General features: G+C 62.4%; 20 protein-coding genes and 1 tRNA gene. 3 read left to right on the top strand and 18 right to left on the bottom strand.

Annotation, left to right across the window (positions count from 1 at the left end; genetic code table 11):
• Positions 1–185: 185 nt before the first annotated feature.
• The 3 genes from NXT3_RS12900 to NXT3_RS12910 all read right to left on the bottom strand — a co-directional run bounded on the left by NXT3_RS12900 (position 186) and on the right by NXT3_RS12910 (position 3,415).
• Positions 186–1,070, bottom strand: a complete 885-nt coding sequence (locus NXT3_RS12900; RefSeq protein WP_037415138.1) for a hypothetical protein — start codon at positions 1,068–1,070, stop codon at positions 186–188.
• Between the two features lie 138 nt (positions 1,071–1,208).
• On the bottom strand, positions 1,209–3,212 hold the full coding sequence (locus tag NXT3_RS12905; RefSeq protein WP_104839467.1) for an aldo/keto reductase: 2,004 nt from the start codon (positions 3,210–3,212) through the stop codon (positions 1,209–1,211).
• Positions 3,194–3,415: a hypothetical protein gene (locus NXT3_RS12910; protein ID WP_104839468.1), complete on the bottom strand. Its 222-nt coding sequence runs from the start codon at positions 3,413–3,415 to the stop codon at positions 3,194–3,196. The genes NXT3_RS12905 and NXT3_RS12910 overlap by 19 nt, the downstream gene beginning before the upstream one ends.
• Before the next feature lie 71 nt (positions 3,416–3,486).
• Between NXT3_RS12910 and NXT3_RS12915 the strand changes: the two genes are divergently transcribed.
• A complete protein-coding gene (locus tag NXT3_RS12915; RefSeq protein WP_104839469.1) occupies positions 3,487–4,371 on the top strand; it encodes a helix-turn-helix domain-containing protein in 885 nt (294 codons plus the stop codon).
• 15 nt (positions 4,372–4,386) lie between these two features.
• Here the strand turns inward: NXT3_RS12915 and NXT3_RS12920 are convergent.
• Positions 4,387–4,462: transfer RNA gene (locus NXT3_RS12920), tRNA-Ile, on the bottom strand.
• A 149-nt stretch (positions 4,463–4,611) separates the two neighbouring features.
• Between NXT3_RS12920 and NXT3_RS12925 the strand changes: the two genes are divergently transcribed.
• Positions 4,612–5,397, top strand: coding sequence for an SIMPL domain-containing protein (locus tag NXT3_RS12925; protein WP_104839470.1), 786 nt, complete (start codon positions 4,612–4,614; stop codon positions 5,395–5,397).
• 119 nt (positions 5,398–5,516) lie between these two features.
• Here NXT3_RS12925 and NXT3_RS12930 read toward each other — a convergent pair whose 3' ends face one another.
• From NXT3_RS12930 to NXT3_RS13000, 13 genes are all read right to left on the bottom strand, one after another.
• Positions 5,517–5,885 carry a hypothetical protein gene (locus NXT3_RS12930; protein ID WP_037387227.1) on the bottom strand — a complete coding sequence of 123 codons (369 nt, stop codon included), beginning with the start codon at positions 5,883–5,885 and terminating at the stop codon, positions 5,517–5,519.
• Positions 5,886–6,195: 310 nt separating this feature from the next.
• A complete protein-coding gene (locus NXT3_RS12935; protein ID WP_037415121.1) occupies positions 6,196–6,600 on the bottom strand; it encodes a ketosteroid isomerase-related protein in 405 nt (134 codons plus the stop codon).
• A gap of 15 nt (positions 6,601–6,615) precedes the next feature.
• Positions 6,616–7,038, bottom strand: coding sequence for a secondary thiamine-phosphate synthase enzyme YjbQ (locus NXT3_RS12940; protein WP_037415118.1), 423 nt, complete (start codon positions 7,036–7,038; stop codon positions 6,616–6,618).
• A 137-nt stretch (positions 7,039–7,175) separates the two neighbouring features.
• A complete protein-coding gene (locus tag NXT3_RS12945; protein ID WP_037415115.1) occupies positions 7,176–7,529 on the bottom strand; it encodes a DUF1428 domain-containing protein in 354 nt (117 codons plus the stop codon).
• A 115-nt stretch (positions 7,530–7,644) separates the two neighbouring features.
• The gene (locus tag NXT3_RS12950; protein WP_037415112.1) at positions 7,645–8,214 is read right to left on the bottom strand and encodes a transglycosylase SLT domain-containing protein; all 570 of its coding nucleotides are present in this window, start codon (positions 8,212–8,214) and stop codon (positions 7,645–7,647) included.
• A 175-nt stretch (positions 8,215–8,389) separates the two neighbouring features.
• Positions 8,390–8,683: a GYD domain-containing protein gene (locus NXT3_RS12955; protein ID WP_037387241.1), complete on the bottom strand. Its 294-nt coding sequence runs from the start codon at positions 8,681–8,683 to the stop codon at positions 8,390–8,392.
• Positions 8,684–8,996: 313 nt separating this feature from the next.
• A complete protein-coding gene (rpoD, locus tag NXT3_RS12960; protein ID WP_104839471.1) occupies positions 8,997–11,051 on the bottom strand; it encodes an RNA polymerase sigma factor RpoD in 2,055 nt (684 codons plus the stop codon).
• 443 nt (positions 11,052–11,494) lie between these two features.
• On the bottom strand, positions 11,495–12,532 hold the full coding sequence (tdh, locus tag NXT3_RS12970; RefSeq protein WP_037415106.1) for an L-threonine 3-dehydrogenase: 1,038 nt from the start codon (positions 12,530–12,532) through the stop codon (positions 11,495–11,497).
• 43 nt (positions 12,533–12,575) lie between these two features.
• Complete coding sequence (locus tag NXT3_RS12975; protein WP_104839473.1) at positions 12,576–13,763, bottom strand: glycine C-acetyltransferase; 1,188 nt, start codon at positions 13,761–13,763, stop codon at positions 12,576–12,578.
• A 326-nt stretch (positions 13,764–14,089) separates the two neighbouring features.
• Positions 14,090–14,395 carry a GIY-YIG nuclease family protein gene (locus tag NXT3_RS12980; RefSeq protein ID WP_104839474.1) on the bottom strand — a complete coding sequence of 102 codons (306 nt, stop codon included), beginning with the start codon at positions 14,393–14,395 and terminating at the stop codon, positions 14,090–14,092.
• Positions 14,396–14,678: 283 nt separating this feature from the next.
• Positions 14,679–16,547: a DNA helicase RecQ gene (recQ, locus tag NXT3_RS12990; protein ID WP_104839998.1), complete on the bottom strand. Its 1,869-nt coding sequence runs from the start codon at positions 16,545–16,547 to the stop codon at positions 14,679–14,681.
• A gap of 237 nt (positions 16,548–16,784) precedes the next feature.
• Positions 16,785–18,764, bottom strand: coding sequence for a DNA primase (gene dnaG / locus NXT3_RS12995; RefSeq protein WP_037415099.1), 1,980 nt, complete (start codon positions 18,762–18,764; stop codon positions 16,785–16,787).
• A 143-nt stretch (positions 18,765–18,907) separates the two neighbouring features.
• Positions 18,908–19,357 carry a GatB/YqeY domain-containing protein gene (locus NXT3_RS13000; protein WP_104839475.1) on the bottom strand — a complete coding sequence of 150 codons (450 nt, stop codon included), beginning with the start codon at positions 19,355–19,357 and terminating at the stop codon, positions 18,908–18,910.
• 328 nt (positions 19,358–19,685) lie between these two features.
• Between NXT3_RS13000 and carA the strand changes: the two genes are divergently transcribed.
• Positions 19,686–20,891: a glutamine-hydrolyzing carbamoyl-phosphate synthase small subunit gene (carA, locus tag NXT3_RS13005; protein WP_037415095.1), complete on the top strand. Its 1,206-nt coding sequence runs from the start codon at positions 19,686–19,688 to the stop codon at positions 20,889–20,891.
• A gap of 47 nt (positions 20,892–20,938) precedes the next feature.
• Here carA and NXT3_RS13010 read toward each other — a convergent pair whose 3' ends face one another.
• Positions 20,939–21,829 (bottom strand): LysR substrate-binding domain-containing protein, encoded by an 891-nt coding sequence (locus tag NXT3_RS13010; RefSeq protein ID WP_097538586.1) that lies wholly within the window; start codon positions 21,827–21,829, stop codon positions 20,939–20,941.
• Positions 21,830–21,888: the final 59 nt, after the last annotated feature.

Consider the following 21,888-nt stretch of genomic DNA (forward strand, 5'->3'; position numbering starts at 1 on the left):
CGGCGCGAGATGGCCAGATTTGGGGTAGCGCCGCACTTCAGATGCGTTTACAAATTGTGCCCTAGTCTCGGATTTTTCACAAGAATATTGTCGGCGGAGAAGTAAAGCCCGCGCGCCGCAGTGACGTGCCGTCCCGGAACGTCACTGCGTTCTTGAACTCGATCCTGGAGGGCGAGGTCAGCGGATCAAGGCAGCAGGGTGGTAGTGGTCCAGGCCGGACCGCTACGCTCTTCCTGCTTGAGCGTCGAAGAGCCGAAGTTGTAGCGCAATCCCGTTGTCAGCGTGTGGCTATTTTCCGGTTCGAAATCGATGCCGCCGCTTTCGAGGCTCGCGCGGTCGTAGCGGTATCCGGCGAACACCGTGAAGGGCATGGCCTCCGGACGGTAATTGCCGATGATCGAGGCCGTCGTCAGATCGAGCTTCGCATCGGCGACGTCGAAGTCGAAGTTGTGCAGCCCGAGTTCGCCGTCGATCCGCATGTTGTCGGTAAGATAGAGTCGAGCGCCGATCTTTCCGAAATAGTGGTCGGCATCGAGGCCGACGATGTCGGACTTGCCGTAGCCCAGTTGAGTATAGGCCGTGCCCACGGCGTCGAAATAGGCAGCTTCGATGCCACCGGAATTGTCGGTGACATCGTCGCTTCCTCCCGCCAGCCCCGACGCAAAACCAGTTCCGAGCCGCGAGCTTTGAAAGAATGCGCCCAATGCATAATCCTGGGTTGGGCGATAATAGACGTGCGCTGCGCCATAGGCGTTGTCATAATCGGCGTCATCGATATCCGTCTGGCCATACCCGCCGTCAGCCTGGAGGTTGAGGCCGGAGCCGGCGTCGAAATTGACTGCGCCGCGCAGAGCCCAGCCCTTGCTGTCCAGATCGGAGTCCGACGTCTTTCCGGCATGAAGCTCGCCCTCGACATAGCCAACCACGGGACTTGCTACAGCAGGCGAGGCTTCTTCATAGGACGCGCCACTGTCGGCAAAATCGCCAACCAGCGGCCCATCCATGTCGGCAGCTTCAGCACTCATTGCTGAAATCAAGATCGCAGTCGTTGCGAACAGGGTTTGTTTCATGACGATATTCCTAGAAAGAGAATATCGTCACCCTATCCACTATTGGTTAACCATAACTTTAGTCTGCAGGCTGTATTGAACCACACAACCCCGGATAAGCATCCTCTAGATCACCGACGGGTCCCGAAACCCCGGCGATCAGCCTTCCAGCCAACGCAACTCTTCCGGAGCAAGCGTGATCTGCAGGGCCGAGAGACTATCATCCAGTTCCGCCACGGTCCGCGGGCCGATCAGCGGGATGACGGGAAACGGCTGGGCAATGACATAGGCAAGCGCGATGTGGATCGGGCTGCAGCCGTGCTTCCTCGCGAGTTCGATTGCCCGGTCGCGGCGTTGGAAATTGCGCTCGGAATACCAGACCCGGACGATTTCCTCGTCCTCCCGCTTGTCGCGCCCGGCCCTGTCGGTGAAAAACCCCCGCCCCTGGCTCGACCAGGCAAAATTCGGAATCTGCCGCTTCGCCAGCCAGTCTTTCCAGCCGTCGTCGGACGCCGCGACACAGCCGGGCCAGATGGGATCGAGCATCTCCGCCAGCGAGAAATTGTTGGAAAGCGCGGCCGGGGCCGCCTTGCCGTTTCTCTCGGCATAGGCGATCGCCTCGTCCATGCGCTCGCGCGTCCAGTTTGATCCGCCGAAGATACCCCGGATACGGCCCCGCCGGACCTCGGCATCCATGGCATCGACGAATTCGCCGACCGGGACATCCGGATTGTCGCGATGCATGAAATAGACATCGACATAGTCGATCCTCAGCCGCTCCAGCGACTGATCCAATTGCTTGGCAATCACGTCGGGATAGCAGAGCGGCGAATGGGCGCCCTTGCCGATCAGGATGATGTCCTCACGATCGACCTTTCGGCTCGTGTGCCAGTCGCCGAAAATGCTCTCGGTCTTGCCGGCACGGTAGACGAATGCAGTGTCAAAGACGTTTCCTCCGGCCTCGTAGAAAGCGTCGAGCGTCAGCGAGGCGGAGGCGAAACTCGGAAAAAACTCGAAACCCAGCGCAACATTTGAGGCCGGCTTGGCGACGCCCGGAATCTGCCGTTTGGGCACATTGCTCCCGGCGACGACGGCCGCACCTGCGAGATTGGTGGTCCGTTTGGCGGCCGTCTCGATCGCATATTCGAGGCCGACGGATGCGCGCCAGCGATCGAGAACGCGTAGATTGGCGCGGGTATCTTCGGCGCTCATACCGGGGAAAGAGAACTCGGCGCGGCCGGCACGGATCGCCTCGCCCACCGCATCGACCTCGAACGAATAGAGATGGCGCTTCTCCTCGACCTCGATCGTCCGCTGTCCGTCGCCCCTGATGATCTCGATGCGCCCTATCCCGCCCTCGGTGCCGGAGGCGAACCAGAAGTCCTTCACCTCGATGCGGCCTTTCGAACCGATGATGCGCAACACGTTGTCCTGCTGTGCCATGATCGAGCAGGACACTTCCGCGACAATGTCGTTCGGGAACTTGAGGACCGCCGAGGCCCACTCGTCGACCCCGGATGGCCCCAGACGCGCCGCACCGGATACCGTCTGCGGTTCGAGGAAGGTCTTTTCCTCTGCGGCACCGGCGAGCATGCAAACCATAGAGACCGGGTAGCCGCCGACATCGAGAATGCCGCCGCCGGCGAGATCATTGGCAAAGAGGCGGTGCTCCGGGCGATAGCCGCCCATGTCGAAGCCGAAACTCGAGCGGATGATCCGCACGTCGCCGATCGCGCCCTCCCGCACGAGTTCGACCAGCCGGGCCGTCTGCGGATGGAACCGGTACATATAGGCTTCGCCGGCGAAAACGCCGGCCTTTTTCGCCTCGTGGAAGATCGACTGCGCCTCGAAGGCGGAAAGCGCCATCGGCTTTTCGACCAGCACATGCTTGCCGGCGCGCACCGCCTTGATCGCCCATTCTGCATGGCTGGGATGCGGCGTGGCGATATAGACCGCGTCGATCTCCGGATCCTTAAGCAGCATTTCGTAACCCTCGACAATGCGCGCGCCGGGAAAGCCGTCAGCGAGGCCAGGCCTGTCCGGATCGCGGCTGCCGATAGCCACAAGGTGGCCCGTCCTGGACCGGGCAATCCCCGCGGCGAATGTCCGCGCGATGGTGCCGGGGCCGATGATACCCCAACGGATCAGCTGTTCTGGGCGCATGGAACTTCCTTTTGGAGGGTGATGGGTTGATCAGCGCCGTCGCTTGCCTTCGGCATCAAACGGGACGCGGGTGTCTGGCGGAGGATCAGGCGCTTGCCGTAGGCGATTGTGCAGGACAGCCATACGGATGGAAGATCGATGGAACCGGGGTAAATGCCAGAGCCCTGAAATGCTTGAAACACCTTGAAAACCTCGCTTTTCAAGTGCAGTCCTCAGCAAACAAGGGCACATTAACGCCGCGCGGAAATCTGTCTCGTACGAAGGGAATGCGGATTTGGCGGAAAGTAAGATTGTCGAGCGACCGGTCTACCAGCCGGGTGCCTGCGGCATCGAGGGCATGCCGACCCGGTTGCATTTCTTCCACGCCCATCCCCCGATCATGCTGCGCGCGCACTGGCATGCGCAGGTCGAGGTAAACTACGTGATGCGGGGCTCGGTGCATTATCGCATGGCTGGCCATGACCTGAGGCTCGGCCCCGGACAGATGTGCCTCTTCTGGGGCGGGCAGCCGCACCGGATGGACGAATCCTCCGACGATTCCATCTATGCCGGCGCGCATCTGCCGCTCGTGCACTTCTTCCGCATGCGGCTGCCGCCGGAAATCTCGGCCATGCTCATGGGCGGGGCCACGATGCTGACCTCAGAGACGGACGGCGCCGACGACCGGAACTTTCCGCGCTGGCGCAACTGGGCAAATTCCGGCGACGAGGTGAAGGCCCAGCACGCCGTCGAAGAACTGCTGCTGCGCGTCGAGCGCATGTTCATGGAACCCTACACGATCGTTGCACCCGGCAAGGAACGCCAGACCGAAACCGCCTCGGCCCCGCCCTCGCCCGGCGTCGTGCGCATGTGCGATTTCATCGCCGCCAATTTTCTCGAGGAGATCGACGCGGTCGACATCGCCGCGGCAGCCGGATTGCACCCGAAATACGCCATGAACCTGTTTCGCAAGTCGACGGGCATGACGCTGATCAAATATCTGACGCTGCTGCGCCTTTCGCGGGCGCAAGCCATGCTGATGAACGGTGCCGACAGCATCCTGCAGGTGGCGATGGACAGCGGCTTCGGCTCGGTAAGCGCCTTCAACAAGGCCTTCCGCCAGATCGCCGGCATGCCGCCCTCGGAATTCCGCCGCGAGGTTCGCGCTGTGGCGAGGTGATGGGCTAGAGCTAAGTGGTGGGCCCGGAGGGACTCGAACCCCCAACCAAGCGGTTATGAGCCGCCGGCTCTAACCATTGAGCTACAGGCCCTGCCGGGTAGTCCGGCCGCCGCGAACCAATGGCAGTTCGAAGCTGCAAATGGCTCTAGCGGAAAACCTTTTTGCCGACAAGCCATTGCCGCAATGCCTACACAATCGATAAGCATGGATTTGGCGAATAACAACCGGAGAGTAACATCCATGATTTCCACACGCATTGCCCGCTCGGTCCATGTCGCGGCGATCGCCGCCGCCTTTGCCGGTGCGTTTGCGGCGGCAGCGGCGGCGCAGGACAGCGGTGCCGGCAAGGCAGAGGGCAAGGGGCGCCCTGATGCCCCGAGAGGGCGCCAGGCGCTGATCAAGGTTTCGGGCGAAGGACAGGCGACGACGGCGCCCGACATGGCGATCGTACAGCTGAGCGTCGTCAAGGACGCCAAGACCGCTCGCGAGGCGCTCGACGCCAACAACAAGGCAATGGCCGAGGTGCTGGCAGCACTCAAGCAGTCCGGCATTGCCGAACGCGACCTGCAGACAAGCGGCTTCTCGATCATGCCGCAATACAACTATCCCCAGAACAGCGACGGCAGCGCCCGCCCGCCGGAGCTCGTCGGCTACCAGGTCGTCAACGGCGTCAGCGTGCGCGTGCGCGATCTGGCGAAGCTCGGCGAAGTCCTCGACAAATCCGTGACGCTCGGCGTCAATCAGGGCGGCGGCATCGAATTTTCCAACGACAAGCCGGAGACGGTGATTACCGAGGCCCGCAAGGCCGCTGTGGCCGATGCGATCAACAAGGCAAGAGTGCTGGCGGAAGCGGCCGGCGTCTCGCTCGGCCGGCTGATCGAGCTTTCCGAACAACCGGCCCGCGACGAGCCGCCGGTGCCGATGCGCAGCATGGCCAAGGAATTCGCCGCCGATCAGGTGCCGATCGCAACCGGCGAGCAGGCCTATAGCGTCACGGTCAACGTCACCTTCGCGGTCAATCCGTAACGGTGACAATCAAGCCTGAAAACCCAGGCTGGTCTCTCATTGAACGTAAAAAAGAAGAGCCCGGCGCCAGGCGCCGGGCTGTTTTCCGTCAGCCGGGGAGACAAGACGGAAAACCGTCCTTACCAGCGACCGATGATCGGGCAGCCGCGGACATTGGCGAAGATGATCGCCTGGCGATCGCCATGACGGCGGCCCTGGACGACGACCTGGCGGCGCGAAACGTCGGCTACATGGGCGCGGCGCAGACCACGGTCACGTGCCTTGTCGACGGCGAGCCACGGTTCACAACGGCCACGGCGTTCCCAGCGGTCGCGGCGCCAGTCGCGACGGTCGTCCCAGCGGTCATAGTCGCGTTCGCGGTATTGTACGCCGCCTCCCTGGCCGAATTCGAAGACCAGCGCATCGGCCGAAGCCGTGGTGGTGGTGCCGACAAGGCCGGTCAGTCCGACAACGGCGGCGACGGCTGCATTGACAAGAAACTTCCTCATGACATTTCTCCGTTAGCGAAAGGGTTGCGGTCACTCTCTCATCGATGATCCAAATCTAGACCGGACAAGCTGAACGGCACCGGAACCCTTCGTTCATGCGGCGTTCAGGATGAGTCCCACCCCACCGCGCGCATCTCAGGCGATTCGGCCGGATTTGCGGCAGGTGGTCAGCGGGGGACGTGAACGGACGACCGCTCGCGCTTTCCTCTTCCCGTTCGAGGGGAAACGAAGAATGAACGGAATCGTTCCTTCCAGCTGTGCAGGGGGAGTGCTAACGCATTGAAACGCGACGCGTTTCATTCTGCTCCATTCAGCCGCCGAGTTCCCGTTCGAACAAGCGCAGGTTGCGATAGTGGCTGAGTCGGGTGATGACACCCTCCTCGACCTCGAAGATGAAGACGCTCGGGACGGCATAGCTCTGACCGGACGCCTCTGGGAAGCCGACCATTGTCTCGCGGTACGTGCCGCGCGCGGTCGTATCCGCCGCCACCCGCTGCCCGAAGGCATCGCGCATCAGCACGACGTCGCCGAAGCTCTCGTCGAAATGGCGCAGGTAGCTCATCACCCAGGTTCTGAGCGGCCCGATCCCGAGCGTGCGCTGTCCGGTCAGCGAATCGAAGGCGACATCGTCGTCGAGGAGGCCGGCAAGCGCTTCGAAATCCCGGTCGTTCACGGCCTCGATGAAACGTCCGGCAATAGTCTGGGCGTCCGTCATCGTTTCCTCCTGAGGTCAGCTGGTGAGATGCAGGATAATTTCGCGGCGATGCGGCCGGTCGCGGTGCTCGAAGAGATAGATCCCCTGCCAGGTGCCGAGCGCCATGCGCCCGTCGATGACCGGTACGCCGACCGAGACCTGGGTCAACGCCGCCTTGATATGGGCGGGCATATCGTCAGGCCCTTCCTGGGTATGGATGATCCAGCCCATCGAAGGCGCCGACGACGGGGGCACCAGACGATGGAAGAATTCGCGCAGATCGCGTCGAACGTCCGGATCGGCGTTTTCCTGAATGATGAGCGAGGCGGAGGTGTGACGCACGAAAACGGTAAGAAGCCCCTCCGAGACCCCGCACTCCCGCACGAAATCCGCCGCCTCGCGAGTGAACTCGTAGAGCCCCTGCCCCTTGGTAGTGATGGTGATGACGGTCTGCGGCATGGCTGTCGTCCTGCATGGCCGGGCGCCGCACCTTCGCCGGCACCCGTCTCCAAAGGACTGTACTGCGAAGCCCGTCCGAATTGAAAGAACTGCTCAGCATCAGCTTGCGCAGAGCAGGCCCGACACCCAGCGGCTGGTCAAAGTTCCAGGAAGGCCTGGAAGCCGCCATAGATCATCCGCTTGCCGTCAAAAATGGATTTCCATTCATCGCCCTGAAGCCGCGGATCGGTCATCACCTTGGCGACGATCACGTCGCGGTCCTCGCGCGACCGGTATGCGACCCAGGAGAAAACGACGGTCTCGTCTTCCTTGGCCTGCACGGCCCGCGGAAAGGAGGTGAGCTCGCCATAGGGCACGTCGTCGCCCAGGCATTCGACGTAATTCAGGGCACCGTGCTCCTTCCAGACCTCGCCGGCCTTGCGGGCCAGATCCTTGTAGGCCTCGACGTTTTGCTTGGGCAGCGCAATCAGAAAACCATCCACATAGGCCATGTCCGTCTCCTCCGTTGAAAGTCGACAAAGGACGGCCGGAGCGGAAAGGTTCCGACAGCGGAAGGCAATTTTTCACGGCGGGGTGACTGATCCTCGAAAGAGACTTGAACGGCCCTCAGCCGCCGCAGCCCTGCAGCTGCCGCGCATAAAGCGCGGCAACGTTGCTGGCGCGCTTGGCGCCCGTCTTCGCCGTTTCGCTCCAGTTGCCGCGCTGATAGCCGCCCTGGCCGTGGTAATAGGCGATGTAGAGCCGATAGGGATCGTTGAGCGCGATGCCGTTCTGCTGGTGGCTTTGATTGTGGTACCAGGCGATGAAGCGGATGGCGTCGGCGAAATCGGTCCGGCGTGCCATCCAGCGCCCGGTTTCGGCCTGGTAGCGCGCCCAGGTGCCGTCGAGCGCTTGCGAATAACCGTAAGCCGTGGATACGCGCGTCCAGGGAATGAAGCCGAAGAGCTTGGTGCGCGGCGGCCGTGCATTGTGGCGATAGCCAGACTCCGTGTAGATCGTCGCCATCAGCACCGGTACGGGCACGCCATATTCGCGCTCGGCCGCATAGGCGGCCCGGCGCCAATTGTTGAAAAGGCCATCTCGCTGCTCGAAAACCGCGCAGGCGTTCCGGGTATCTCTCGGCACCGTTCCGCAGCCGGCCAGCAACAGGAGGACGGCGACAAAAACGCAACGCATCGCGGAACCTCTCATATGCGAGAGATTGATAAAGGGTAAATGTTAAGGAACGGTTTTGAAGCGAAGTTGAAGGACTTCTGCGTCGCCGCGCGTTTCAGGCGGCAATACCATCCGCGGCGCAGCGCAAATCTTCTGAAAAGGTGCGCCGCGGCAATAACAGTCGCTTACAATCTTGTTAGCCGAGCGTGCCGATCAGTTCGCGATAGGCAGCCTCCGGGAACGCCTTCAACGTGCGGGTGCGCACATTGCCGTAGGTGCCGAGTGTCAGCGAGAACCGCGCGGCCACCGCATCGTCCGGTGCCTCGCAGATTGCCACCATGTCGTATTCGCCCATGGTGAGATAGAAGTCCTTGAACGATCCGCCCATTTCTTCAAGGACCTTCCTGGCTGCATCGAGCCGCTTGGGGGACTCACGCACGCTTCTGATACCCTGATCGGTCCAATTGAGGAGCACGACGTAAGTGGTCATCTCACACCTCCCGCAGAGCATCCCGCCTTCGACGGAAAGCGCCTAAAGATGCTCCGAATTTAGAAGGGGCAGAGCGCTTTTTCCGGGTTCAAGTGCCGGCGCTCCAATGCACGGGCGGACGCCTGCGGTGCAACTACTTCTCTCGCACTGCAACCAGTGCCCCCTTTCGCTGCAAGCTTAGAAGTATAATCCCGGGATGAAATCCGAACAAGTTCAGCGCCCAAAAGACCATGGCATGGCAGGCGTTGACGAAGACGAAAAAGCCGGACGCTGGGCCCGGCTTTTCAAGTTCGTTCAGGTCGTTGTTCTCTGCTCAGCTGTCCAGGAACGAGCGCAGCTTGCGCGAACGGCTCGGATGCTTGAGCTTGCGCAAGGCCTTCGCCTCGATCTGGCGGATGCGCTCGCGGGTGACCGAGAACTGCTGGCCGACTTCCTCGAGCGTGTGGTCGGTGTTCATGCCGATGCCGAAGCGCATGCGCAAGACGCGTTCCTCGCGCGGGGTCAGCGAGGCGAGGACGCGCGTCGTCGTCTCGCGCAGATTCGCCTGGATGGCAGCGTCGATCGGTAGCAGTGCGTTCTTGTCCTCGATGAAATCGCCGAGATGGGAATCTTCCTCGTCGCCGACCGGGGTTTCGAGCGAGATCGGTTCCTTGGCGATCTTCAGGACCTTGCGCACCTTCTCGAGCGGCATAGCGAGCTTTTCCGCCAGTTCTTCCGGCGTCGGCTCGCGGCCGATCTCGTGCAACATCTGGCGCGAAGTGCGGACGATCTTGTTGATCGTCTCGATCATGTGCACCGGAATGCGGATGGTGCGGGCCTGGTCGGCGATCGAGCGGGTGATCGCCTGCCGGATCCACCAGGTCGCATAGGTCGAGAACTTGTAGCCGCGGCGGTATTCGAACTTGTCGACCGCCTTCATCAGGCCAATATTGCCCTCCTGAATGAGGTCCAGGAACTGCAGGCCGCGGTTCGTGTACTTCTTGGCGATGGAGATCACCAGGCGCAGGTTTGCCTCGACCATCTCCTTCTTGGCGATCCGCGCCTCGCGCTCGCCCTTCTGGACCATCGAGACGATGCGGCGGAACTCGGCAATCGAAATGCCGGTCTCGGTCGCGAGATTCTGGATCTCCTGGCGGATGTCGCGGATCGTCTGGTTCTCGGCCCTGGCAAATTCCTTCCAGCCCTTGCCGGCAAGATTGCTGATCGACTTCATCCAGTTCGGATCGAGCTCGGCGCCGGAATATTGCTCGAGGAAGGAGTCGCGCTTGACGCCGTAGGATTCGGCAAGGCGCAGCAGCCTGCCCTCGTTCTGCATGAGGCGCTTGGAAATGTCGTAGAGTTGCTCGACCAGCGCATCGATGCGGTTCTGGTTGAGCGACAGCGACTTCACCGCCTTGATCAGTTCGTCCTTCAACTCCTTGTAGCGACGCTCCTGCGCCGGCGAGAGCGTGCCGGTCGCGGCGAGCCGTGCTTCCACCTGCTGGTCCTGCAGCTTACGGAGCTTCTTGTAGGTCTCGGCGATGATGTCGAGCGTCTCCATCACCTGCGGGCGCAGCTCCGCCTCCATCGCGGCCAGCGAGAGGTTCGACTCGTCGTCGTCCTCTTCCTCTTCCTCGACCGGCTGGCCCTCGCCGCCGACATTGGTGATGTCGTCGTCATTGGCCGCAACGCGTGACTTGCGGGTCTTTTCCTTCTCCTCGGCCGCCTTGCGGTCGGCCTCGATCTTTTCCGGGCTCTGGAACTGCGGGGCAGCCTTGGCCTCGGGGCCGGAATAGGTGGTCTCGAGATCAATGATCTCGCGCAGCAGCGTCTGGCCCTCGTTCAGCTCGTCGCGCCAGATGATCAGCGCCTGGAAGGTCAGCGGGCTCTCGCAGAGACCGGCGATCATCGTTTCGCGGCCGGCCTCGATGCGCTTGGCGATGGCGATTTCGCCTTCGCGGGAGAGCAGCTCCACCGAGCCCATCTCGCGCAGATACATGCGCACCGGGTCGTCGGTGCGGTCTGTCGGCTCCTTCTTCTTGCCGGTGGCAAGCGCCGTCCCGCTGACCGTCGCCAGTTCGCCGCCTTCGCTCTCGCTGTCGTCGCCAGCGTCCTCGTCGTCGCCGCCGGCCGCCTCTTCGGCTTCCTCGTCCTCGATGACGTTGATGCCCATGTCGGAGAGCATCGCCATCGTGTCTTCGATCTGCTCGGAGGTGACTTCCTCGGAAGGCAGGACGGAATTCAATTCGTCCATCGTCACATAGCCGCGCTTCTTGGCGGCCTTGATCATCTTCTTGACAGCGTCGTCGGAAAGATCGAGAAGCGGACCGTCCGGAGTGCCTTCGCGTTCAACGTCTGCTTCTTCGTTTTCTTTGACTTTTGTTGCCATTTATTTCGTCGCTTTCCTTGTCGCAACCGGCCTGCACCCGGTGCCCAATGCCGCTCGGGGTTCGGGCGCGCCGCGCACCCGCCACCGATTCATTTCCCCTGACGTAACGGGATGATGTTTAATTCCTGATTAACCACGACAGCGATCGCGGCTGAGCGGGCAAGCTCCGACAGTCCTGCCACTGAATCGTCTCTGGCATGATTTCCTATCCGCCGTACCATGTCGCCATTTCTGCTTGAAATGGTGATTCCCAGAATTTTTCATCCCGTCAAGCTTTTCCGGTGAAAAACCGCGCAAATCGGCAAAAAACGCATATCGACGGGACTATCTCGCCGTTCACCAGGGTTGCTCAAGATGTAGGAGCGCCCTTTTAAAAGACAAGAGGCGCGGGCTTTTTCCGGGATCGCCGCGTCGTTCCATTTCGAATGTAACCCGCAGTCACATCACAGCCAATCCATCACCACCTTGCCCGAATTGCCAGAGCGCATCGCCTCGAAACCGTCGCGGAACTCGTCGATACGAATGCGGTGGGTGATGACCGGCGAAAGGTCGAGCCCGCCCTGGACGAAGGCGATCATCTTGTACCAGGTCTCGAACATTTCACGGCCATAGATGCCTTTCAGGTTGAGCATCTTGAAGATCACCTTGTTCCAGTCGATCTCGAAGCCGGCCGGCGCAATGCCGAGAATGGCGATCTTGCCGCCATTGTTCATCTTGTCGATCATGTCGCGGAACGCCGGTGCAGCGCCCGACATTTCGAGGCCGACGTCGAAGCCTTCGGTCATCCCGATCGAGCGCATCACATCGGCGAGATTCTCTTTCGAGGCATCGACGACGTAGTCGATCCCAAGCTTGCGGGCGAGATCGAGGCGTACCGGATTGATGTCGGTGATCACCACCTTTCGGGCGCCTGAGCGCTTGGCGACCAACGCGCCCATGATGCCGATCGGTCCGGCGCCGGTGACGAGCACATCCTCACCGACGAGATCGAAGGAAAGCGCCGTATGCACCGCATTGCCGAAGGGATCGAAGATCGCGGCGATCTCGTCCGGCACGTCGTCCGGGATCGTCACGACATTATATTCCGGCAGGCAGACGAACTCGGCGAAGGAGCCCGGCCGGTTGACGCCGACGCCGAGCGTATTGCGGCAGAGATGTCCCCTGCCCGCCCGGCAATTGCGGCACTTGCCGCAGACGATATGGCCCTCGCCGGAAACCCGCTCGCCGACATGGTGCTTGGTGACCGCCGAGCCGACCTCGGCGATTTCGCCCATGAACTCGTGGCCGACGACCATCGGGACGGGAATGGTCTTCTGCGCCCACTGGTCCCAGTTCCAGATATGGACGTCGGTGCCGCAGATCGCCGATTTCTTGACGCGGATCAGCACATCGTTCGGCCCGACCTCCGGCACCGGCACGCGTTCCATCCACAGCCCAACCTCGGGCTTCGTCTTGACCAGCGCCTTCATCATGTTGGTCATTGCAGGATCCTCACTCCCTCCGCGTCTCGCATAGCTTAGCTCCTCAAATCACGCCCAGCTCGCGGCCCACTTCCTCGAACACCGCAATCGCACGCCGCACATCCTTCTCGCTGTGCGCCGCCGACATCTGAGTGCGGATGCGTGCCTGTCCTCTCGGCACTACGGGGAAGGAAAAGCCGATGACGTAGACGCCTTTCTCCAGCATGCGCGCCGCCATTTCCTGCGCCAGCGCCGCATCGCCCAGCATGACGGGAATGATCGGGTGCCCCTCGCCGGCGAGCCGGAAGCCGAGCTTCGACATCTCGGCCCGGAAGAGTGCCGAGTTCGCATAGAGCCGCTCGCGAAGCGCATCGCCGTTCTCGATCAGTTCGAAGACCTTGAGCGAGGCCGCGGCGATCACCGGAGCAAGCGTATTGGAAAAGAGGTAGGGTCGCGAGCGCTGGCGCAGCCAGTCGACGACCTCGGCCTTTGCCGACGTGTAGCCCCCCGAGGCACCGCCCAGCGCCTTGCCGAGGGTGCCGGTGATGATGTCGACGCGGCCCTCGATTCCGCAATGTTCGGCGGATCCGCGGCCATGCTTGCCTACGAAGCCGACCGCGTGGCTGTCGTCGACCATGACCATCGCACCATATTTCTCCGCCAGGTCGCAGACGCCCTCGAGGTTGGCGATGATGCCGTCCATGGAGAAGACGCCGTCGGTAGCAATCAGCTTGAAGCGGCTGCCCTCGGCCTTCTTCAACTCCTCCTCCAGCGCCGCCATGTCGTTGTTGGCGTAACGGAATCGCTTCGCCTTGGAGAGCCGGACGCCGTCGATGATCGAGGCGTGGTTCAGCGCGTCCGAGATGATCGCATCTTCCTCGCCGAGCAGCGTCTCGAACAGACCGCCATTGGCATCGAAGCAGGAGGAATAGAGGATCGTGTCCTCCATGCGGAGAAAGGAGGAAATGCGCGCCTCGAGCTGCTTGTGCTCCTCCTGCGTGCCGCAGATGAAACGCACCGAGGCCATGCCGTAGCCGTAACGGTCGAGCGCCTTCTTGCCGGCATCGGCAAGTTCCTCGTTGTCGGCAAGGCCCAGATAGTTGTTGGCGCAGAAGTTCAGGACCCTATCGCCGGACGCGACTTCGATCTCGCCCGCCTGCTTGGAGGTGATGACGCGCTCGGACTTGTAGAGCCCGGCCTGCTTCAGGCCATCAAGCTCCGAACGCAGGTGGGAGAGGAAGGCAGAGGTCATGGCAGCCGCTTTCGAACAAAGGAGTTTGTATAGACAAATAACACGATGGCTGGCGACGCACAGCAATTTCTTACCGCATTGTTGAGGTGAAACGCGCGGGATTCAAGCACCTTCCGCGCCGTGGACACGGCGTCGCCACAGTACGCACAGGCAGCGTGCAGCCTCATCGGCTACGGTACGGCAAAGGCTTCACCTCCCCGCCTCATTCCTGTGCTTGTCACAGGAGGCCAGTCAGCCCAGTCCTTGGGGTGAAAGACTCTTCCGCGCCGTGGACACGGCGCTGGTGGATCCCTGTGACAAGCACAGGGATGAGGGAGGCGTGGGCCTTACTGTCGATGCACACTATATCCCGTGGAGGTAGTGGGAATATCCTCCCACTCCGGGTTCATCTGCTCTATGAGGTTCAGCTTCCACTGCCTCGGCCACTTCTTGATCGTCTTTTCCCGCGTGATATCGGTCGTCAACAGATCGAAATCCTCGAAGCAGACAAGCGTTTTTACGCCGTATTTGGAAGTGAAGCCCGGGGTTAGGTCGTTCTGGTGTTCAAAGAGGCGGCGAGGCAAATCACGGGTGACGCCGGTATAGAGCGTCCCGTTTCGCTTGGATGCGAGAGTATAGACATAGCCCCTCATGCAGTCACAACGTGCATGATCAGCTGCAATTATGCAACCAAGGTTGCTTAATTGGCGAAAAGCCTACACTCACCCTCCCTCATCCCTGTGCTCGTCACAGGGATCCAGCCACGGCGCGTCCGCGCCGTGAATGAGCCAGATAAGAAGGAAAGCGGTGGAGACTCCAACCGAATATTGAGACACTTTCAGCGCCCAAGGACTTGGGCGTGCCGGATTCGTGTGACAAGCACAGGAATGAGGGAATGCAAGTTGACGCCCCCGCGACCTTGTGGACCTGCCCTTCTCAGCCCCCCTCCTCGAATGCATCGATCACCGCCAGGAAAGCCTCGCCATATCTCTCCCGCTTGCTCTCGCCGATGCCGGGAATGCCGATGAGATCGTCAAAGTCGCGCGGACGCTGCTTGGCGAGCGCGATCAAGGTCGTGTCCGGGAAGACGACATAGGGCGGGACGTTCAATTCCTTGGCGATCGAAAACCGCTCGGCCCGCAGCTTCTCGAAAAGCTCGAGATCGGAGCCGGCAAGATCCGAACGCTCGCGGGCCGAGGCCGATTTCTGCCCGCGTGCCGCCTTGCCGGAACTCGGCCGATCCTTGCGGAAGAGCACCTGCCGCTCGCGCTTGAACACCGCCCGCGCTTCCGGCTCGAGTTTCAGGGCGCCGTAGGCAGCGTGGTCGACTGTGATCAACCCCATTGCGAGCAATTGCCGGAAAACCGATTGCCAGGTTCGCGCCGGCAGGTCCTTGCCGGCGCCGAAGACCGGCATGTCGACATGGCCGAAGCGCTCGGTCTTCTCGTTGACGGCCCCGATCAAAACATCGATGACATGGCCGGTGCCGAACCGCTCGCCGGTCCGGTAGACGGCGGCGAGTGCCTTGATCGCCGCCTCCGTACCATCCCAGGTCTCGACCGGCTTCAGGCAGGTGTCGCAGTGGCCGCAACGGCCGGGATGCGCCTCGCCGAAATGCGCGAGGATCGCCTGCCGCCGGCAGCCTGCCGTCTCGCAGATCGCCAGCAGGGAATTGAGCTTTGACCGTTCGATGCGCTTGATCTCGTCCGGCGCGCCGCCCTCGTCGATCATGCGCCGGCGCTGGATGACGTCGGCCATGCCATAGGCCATCCACACTTCCGACGGCAATCCGTCGCGACCGGCCCTGCCAGTCTCCTGATAGTAGGCCTCGACCGAACCGGGCAGGTCGAGATGCGCGACATAACGGACATCCGGCTTGTCGATCCCCATGCCGAAGGCGACTGTCGCCACCAAGCAGAGGTTCTCCTCCTTCAGGAAGGCGTCCTGATGCCGATCGCGCAAGGCGCGGTCCATTCCGGCGTGATAGGGGAGAGCGCGGATGCCCTGTCCGTTCAGCCATTCGGCCGTGTCCTCGACCTTGGCGCGCGACAGGCAATAGACGATGCCGCTCGAATCCTTGAAGCGCGACAGGAAGCGCAAGAGCTGCTGGCGCGGCTGGTCGCGCTCGACGATTTCGTAGGCGATGTTCGGCCGGTCGAAGCTGGAGGAAAACACCCGCGCGCCGCGAAGCGCCAGCCGCTCGATGATGTCGTCGCGCGTGTGTGGGTCGGCGGTGGCCGTCAGAGCAATGCGCGGCACGCCCGGGAAACGCGAGGCAAGACAATCGAGGCCGCGATATTCGGGCCGGAAATCGTGACCCCATTGCGAGACGCAGTGCGCCTCGTCGATCGCAAAGAGGGCGATGTCCATGTCGCCGATCATTTCGGCGAAACCGTCGGTGACCGCGCGCTCCGGCGTGACGTAGAGCAGGTCGAGCGTATCCGCCGAGAGAGCCCGGCGGACGGCGATCGCCTCGTCGCGGCTGAGCGAGGAGTTGAGCGCCGCAGCGCGAATGCCGGCCTGCTTCAGCGCCTCCACCTGGTCGCGCATCAACGCGATCAGCGGCGAGACGACGATGCCGACGCCCTTGCGGCAAAGCGCCGGGATCTGGAAGCAGAGCGACTTGCCAGCGCCGGTCGGGAACAGCACCACAGCATCGCCACCCGCCACGACGTGCTCGACGACGGCCTGCTGCTGACCGCGGAAGGCGGAATAGCCGTAGACGCGCTTGAGGACATCGAGGGGATTGCGGGCGCCGTCGTTTCCGAAGAGGAGGATGGTGGAGGCGTCGTCATTGTATGGCATGAAATCGCTTTCGTCGGCGGGCAGTATGCGGCTCACGAAAATCGGACGCGAAGGCGGGTAGAGAGATGCCCCTCACCCTGCCCTCTCCCCGCAGGCGGGGCGAGGTTGCGTCGCATCTGAGGCTCGTGTCGTGCACCAACTGCAAGGACGTTTGCTGAGCTGGCGCGGCATTCCCTTCTCCCCACCTGCAGGGAAAGGGTCGCGGCAGCGAGATCAGGGGCCGCCAGAAGCAGGGCATCACCGCGCCGCCGGCCCCTTGACCCGTCCGGAAAGCACTCCGAAGCCTTCGATGATCGCTTCCTGGTTCTCCAGCCGGGTGACTTCCAACTGAACCTCCTGAAGCGTCCGCAACAGCTGCGGCACGACCTCGAGATCCCCTTCTTCCGTGGCATGCGCCAATTCCCTTTCGAGCTCGCGGCGCTGCCAATTGAGCGCCTTGGTGCGCTTGTGCAGCGCCAGGGCCTGCAGGTAACCCTCGCGCGCATCTTCTGGCGCAGCCGCCGTCGTCGCGGTCCATAGCCGCGCATAGCGAATCTGCTGGTCGAGCGCGCTGATCAACGGGGCAAAACCTTCAGCCTCCAATTGCTCGACCAGCCCTTCCCGCGTCAGCCGCGGGCCGTTTGCCGCCGCGGCGTTCAGAACCGCTGCCCAGCAACGCTGCAGCTCACGATGATCGAACTCGATCGTCGAGATCTCGTCATATTCGTCGAAAAGCAGTTGCGGGTGGTTGACGATCGTGAGCGCAAGGACGCTCTCGCGCAGCATCGGCGCCGCCTGCTGACCGCTGACCAGCGACGAGCGCGCCAGCCGGTCGGAAATCGAGGTCGGGCCGGCAGCGTTGCGCGCACCGCCATAGTTTCGCGGACCGCCGCGCTCGCGCCCACCGCGCTCGAACGGCCGCCGCTCGCCCCTGAACGGCGCGCTCACCTGCAGAAAGGCGTTCAGCCGGTCGCGCATGTCCTGGCCGTAGTGGCGGCGCACGCTCTCGTCGGCGATGACGGAGGTCACCTGCCTCAGCCGGGCCTCAAGCTCGGCGCGCTTTTCCGGCGTATCGAAGCCGCCGCCCTGCACCTCGCGCATCCAAACCATCTCGGCGAGCGAACGGGCATTGGCAAGCACCTTGTCGAAAGGCTCTCGCCCATCGTGACGGACGAGGTCGTCCGGGTCCTTACCGTCCGGCAGCATGGCGAAGCGCACCGAACGGCCGGGCTTCAGATGCGGCAGCGCCAGGTCGACGGCACGGTTGGCCGCGCGGATGCCGGCCCCGTCGCCGTCGAAGCAAAGCACCGGCTGGGGCGTCATCTTCCAGAGGAGATCGAGCTGGTTCTCGGTCAGCGCCGTGCCGAGCGGCGCCACGGCATTTTCGATGCCTGCCTGATGCAGCGCGATCACGTCCATATAGCCTTCGACGGCGACGATCGTGCCCGCGCCGTCGGCGCCCTGGGAAGCGCGCCGGGCGCGCGCGAAATTGAAGAGCACATTGCCCTTGTGGAAGAGCTCGGTCTCGTTGGAGTTCAGATATTTGGCGGGCGCATCGGCAGACATCGCCCGGCCGCCGAAGGCGATAACTTTTTCGCGCGCCGAGAGGATCGGAAACATGATCCGGTCGCGAAAGCGGTCGTACGAGACCGGAACGTCCGGCCCATAGACGACGAGGCCGCAGGCCTCGATCTGCTCCTTGCCGACCCCCTTGCCGGCGAGAAATTCCTTCAACGCATTTCGGCTATCCGGCGCATAGCCGAGCCGGAAGGTCTCGATCGTGCGGCCGGTGAGGCCCCGTTCGCGCAGATAGGCGCGCGCCTTGGCGCCGGACGCGGTCTGAAGCTGGTCCTGAAAGAACTGCGTCGCCAGTTCCATGACGTCGAGCAGGCTCGTGCGTTCCTTCTCCCGCCGCTCGGCCTGCGGATCGGGCTGCGGCATGGGAACACCCGCCATATCGGCGATCTGCTGCACCGCTTCGGGAAAGCTCAGGCCCTCGAGGTCGGTCAGAAAGCGAAAATGGTCGCCGGAGACATTGCAGCCGAAACAATGGTAGCGGCCCTTGCGGTCCTCGCAGTGGAAGCTCGGCGACTTTTCGCCGTGGAAGGGGCAGCAGGCCCAGTAGTCGCCGCGCGACACATTGGTCTTGCGCCGGTCCCAGGTGACGCGCTTGCCAACCACGTCCGAAATCGGAACGCGGTCGCGGATCTCGTCAAGGAAGGACGGTGAAAAGCGCATGGATACCTCTGGCCAGCTTCCATATAAGCGGCCTGGCCGGAGGAAGCCACCGTTCCTCTCGGTCTTGCCCGCTTTTCACAGGCGGCCATCAAAAGAGGCGGGAAACTGAGGCGCCGCCGGAGATCAGGCGCCGGCGCAGCGGCTTACTTCAACAGCTCCTTGACGATGCTGGAAGCCTTGGCGAAATCCATCTGGCCGGAATAGCGCTCCTTCAAAGCATTCATCACCTTGCCCATGTCGCGCAGGCCCTGAGCGCCGAGTTCCGCGATGACTGCGGCGCAAAGCTCGTTCACCTTCTCCTCGGAGAACTGCTCGGGTAAAAATCCGTTGATGATGCTGATTTCCTGCCGCTCCTGCTCGGCGAGCTCCGGGCGGCCGCCCTCGTCGTAGATGCGGGCCGATTCCTCGCGCTGCTTGATCATCTTGGCGAGGATCTGCATGATCTCGTCATCGCCGGCCTGGTCCTTGCCCTGGCCGCGATTGGCGATGTCGCGGTCCTTGATAGCCGCCTGGATCAGCCGAACGGTCGAAGTCCGCCGGGTATCCTTGGCTTTCAGCGCTTCCTTCAGGGCGTTTGCGAATTGCTCGCGCATCTCTTTCTCCATGCAGAAACGGCCCCGCGTCGACGGCGCCGGACGACTGCTATTGCCTCGTTATGGTCGTTCTCTTAAACCACGGCGGCAGCCACAATCAAACCCTTCGCGCAACCGGTTGAATTGTAAGGGACTTTATTTCCGGACAATTCACGGGCGCCCGGTTGACCCGGCTAAAGCCTTTGTCTATTTTCCGGCACCTGCACGAACATCGGCATGAACCTCTTTCTCGCGGGGCTTCCGCGCGCCAATGCCGCATGCAATTTTGAAATGGGGCTGAACCGACCGGCTTTAAAGCCGCGCCTTCCGCCGCAACGGGATAGGAACGATGACCGCGACACCCGCATGGACAACCCAGAAACCCACTGCCCTGCTCGTTCTGGCCGACGGCACGGTGATCGAAGGCAAGGGCATCGGCGCGACCGGCAAGGTTCAGGCCGAGGTCTGTTTCAACACGGCGCTGACGGGGTATCAGGAAATCCTCACGGACCCCTCCTATCTCGGCCAGATCGTCACCTTCACCTTCCCGCATATCGGCAATATCGGTGCCAATGACGAGGACATCGAGGACCTGACCCCCGCCGCCCGCCACGGCGCCGTCGGGGTGATCTTCAAGGCCGACATCACCGATCCTTCAAACTATCGCGCCGCCAAGCACCTCGACGCGTGGTTGAAGGCACGCGGCGTCATCGGGCTCTGCGGCATCGATACCCGGGCGCTGACCGCCTGGATCCGCGAAAACGGCATGCCGAACGCCGTGATCGCCCATGATCCGGCCGGCGTTTTCGACGTCGAGACGCTGAAGGCGGAAGCCAAAGCCTGGAGCGGCCTCGAGGGGCTCGACCTTGCGAAGGTCGCGACCTCCGGCCAGTCCTACCGCTGGAACGAGAAGCCCTGGGTTTGGAACGACGGCTACTCCACGCTCGGCGAGACCGAAGCCGCCTATCATGTCGTCGCCCTCGACTATGGCGTGAAGCGCAACATTCTGCGCCTCTTCGCCGGTCTTGATTGCCGCGTCACGGTCGTCCCGGCCGACACAAGCGCCGAGGAAGTACTGGCGCTCAAGCCGGACGGCATTTTCCTGTCGAACGGCCCGGGCGACCCGGCCGCCACCGGCGAATATGCCGTGCCGGTGATCAAGAGCCTGCTGCAGAGCGACATCCCTGTCTTCGGCATCTGCCTCGGCCACCAGATGCTGGCGCTGGCGCTCGGCGCGAAAACCGAGAAGATGCATCAGGGCCACCACGGCGCCAACCATCCGGTCAAGGACCACACGACCGGTAAGGTCGAGATCGTCTCGATGAACCACGGCTTCGCGGTCGATTCCAAGTCGCTGCCGGAAGGTGTTGAAGAGACTCACATTTCGCTCTTCGACGGCACCAATTGCGGCCTGCGCTTGAGCGGCAAGCCGGTCTTCTCCGTCCAGCACCACCCGGAAGCCTCCCCGGGCCCGCAGGACAGCCACTATCTCTTCCGCCGGTTCCTCAACCTGATCCGTGAGAAGAAGGGAGAACCGGCGCTCGCCGAACGCTAGAAAGCCGAAGAGAACGAATGAAGGCCCGCTTACGCGGGCCTTTTACTTCAGCCGTCGCCGAGCCGCTCCGCTATGAAGTCGATCGTCGCACGCACCGAAGGCAATTGGCCGCGACGATGTGGCATCAGGATCGTCGTCGTCACCTTGCCTGCAGTCCACTCCGGGAGGATGTGGACGAGTGCACCGCTTGCAATTTCCTCCTGACAGAGCGTGCCAGGCAGCGCGGTTATCCCAAGTCCTGCCAGCGCTGCCGCCAGCAGGACCCGGGATTCGTCCGCCACAAAGCGCGGATTGAGTGAGATCTGCACGCTCGTGCCGTCTTGGTGCTCGACCGTCCAGCCCTGCGAGGTAAGTGACGTCATCAGCCCATCGTGCTCCTGCAACGCCTCTGCTCGTGCAGGCACTCCGCGCTCTTGCAAATAAGCAGGCGCGGCGACGAGAAGTTTGCTCTGTGAGCCGACGCGACGCTGCACGAGACCAGAGTCCGGCAGGGGCGCGAAATGATCGCGCACAGCCATATCGAAGCCTTCCTGGACGATATCGACGAAGCGGTCAGTCGCGTGCAGGACGACGCGAAGCTTGGGATAGGCGAGAGCGAGTTCGGGCAATAGCGGGGCTAGCGAAAGCTGCGCCGTCGGAACGGAGGCCGTGATCCTGACAGCGCCGCTCGGTTCGGCAAGCCTGCCTTTGACGACATTTTCCGCCGCTTCGGCCTCCACCAGCATCGCCGCCGCGTGGCGGTAGAAATCTTCCCCCGTTTCAGTCACCGCGAACCGGCGCGAGGTCCGGTTTATGAGGCGGACGCCGAGGTTCTTCTCGAGCACCGCCACCCGCTTGCTGAGCGTCGATTTCGGCACGTTGAGCGCACGCGCCGCCGGCGCAAAACCTCCGTGGTCCACGACGTGGACAAAGAAAGTGAAGTCATTGAGATTCGCCATGGCCGTCATTGTCTGCAATTGTGGACGATATGTCCACGACCAGCCGTCTACCACAAGAC

The sequence above is a fragment of the Sinorhizobium fredii genome, assembly GCF_002944405.1.
Lineage (GTDB): Bacteria > Pseudomonadota > Alphaproteobacteria > Rhizobiales > Rhizobiaceae > Sinorhizobium > Sinorhizobium fredii_C.

What these genes read in the sequence shown, in the direction of transcription:
- dnaG (WP_037415099.1), bottom strand. Translation starts at nt 18,764, where the DNA reads ATGCGCTTTTCACCGTCCTTCCTTGACGAGATCCGCGACCGCGTTCCG.
- NXT3_RS12905 (WP_104839467.1), bottom strand. Translation starts at nt 3,212, where the DNA reads ATGCGCCCAGAACAGCTGATCCGTTGGGGTATCATCGGCCCCGGCACC.
- tdh (WP_037415106.1), bottom strand. Translation starts at nt 12,532, where the DNA reads ATGACCAACATGATGAAGGCGCTGGTCAAGACGAAGCCCGAGGTTGGG.
- NXT3_RS12930 (WP_037387227.1), bottom strand. Translation starts at nt 5,885, where the DNA reads ATGAGGAAGTTTCTTGTCAATGCAGCCGTCGCCGCCGTTGTCGGACTG.
- NXT3_RS12945 (WP_037415115.1), bottom strand. Translation starts at nt 7,529, where the DNA reads ATGGCCTATGTGGATGGTTTTCTGATTGCGCTGCCCAAGCAAAACGTC.
- recQ (WP_104839998.1), bottom strand. Translation starts at nt 16,547, where the DNA reads ATGCCATACAATGACGACGCCTCCACCATCCTCCTCTTCGGAAACGAC.
- NXT3_RS12955 (WP_037387241.1), bottom strand. Translation starts at nt 8,683, where the DNA reads ATGACCACTTACGTCGTGCTCCTCAATTGGACCGATCAGGGTATCAGA.
- NXT3_RS13010 (WP_097538586.1), bottom strand. Translation starts at nt 21,829, where the DNA reads ATGGCGAATCTCAATGACTTCACTTTCTTTGTCCACGTCGTGGACCAC.
- rpoD (WP_104839471.1), bottom strand. Translation starts at nt 11,051, where the DNA reads ATGGCAACAAAAGTCAAAGAAAACGAAGAAGCAGACGTTGAACGCGAA.
- NXT3_RS12975 (WP_104839473.1), bottom strand. Translation starts at nt 13,763, where the DNA reads ATGACCTCTGCCTTCCTCTCCCACCTGCGTTCGGAGCTTGATGGCCTG.
- NXT3_RS12940 (WP_037415118.1), bottom strand. Translation starts at nt 7,038, where the DNA reads ATGCCGCAGACCGTCATCACCATCACTACCAAGGGGCAGGGGCTCTAC.
- carA (WP_037415095.1), top strand. Translation starts at nt 19,686, where the DNA reads ATGACCGCGACACCCGCATGGACAACCCAGAAACCCACTGCCCTGCTC.
- NXT3_RS12900 (WP_037415138.1), bottom strand. Translation starts at nt 1,070, where the DNA reads ATGAAACAAACCCTGTTCGCAACGACTGCGATCTTGATTTCAGCAATG.
- NXT3_RS13000 (WP_104839475.1), bottom strand. Translation starts at nt 19,357, where the DNA reads ATGCGCGAGCAATTCGCAAACGCCCTGAAGGAAGCGCTGAAAGCCAAG.
- NXT3_RS12935 (WP_037415121.1), bottom strand. Translation starts at nt 6,600, where the DNA reads ATGACGGACGCCCAGACTATTGCCGGACGTTTCATCGAGGCCGTGAAC.
- NXT3_RS12950 (WP_037415112.1), bottom strand. Translation starts at nt 8,214, where the DNA reads ATGCGTTGCGTTTTTGTCGCCGTCCTCCTGTTGCTGGCCGGCTGCGGA.
- NXT3_RS12980 (WP_104839474.1), bottom strand. Translation starts at nt 14,395, where the DNA reads ATGAGGGGCTATGTCTATACTCTCGCATCCAAGCGAAACGGGACGCTC.
- NXT3_RS12925 (WP_104839470.1), top strand. Translation starts at nt 4,612, where the DNA reads ATGATTTCCACACGCATTGCCCGCTCGGTCCATGTCGCGGCGATCGCC.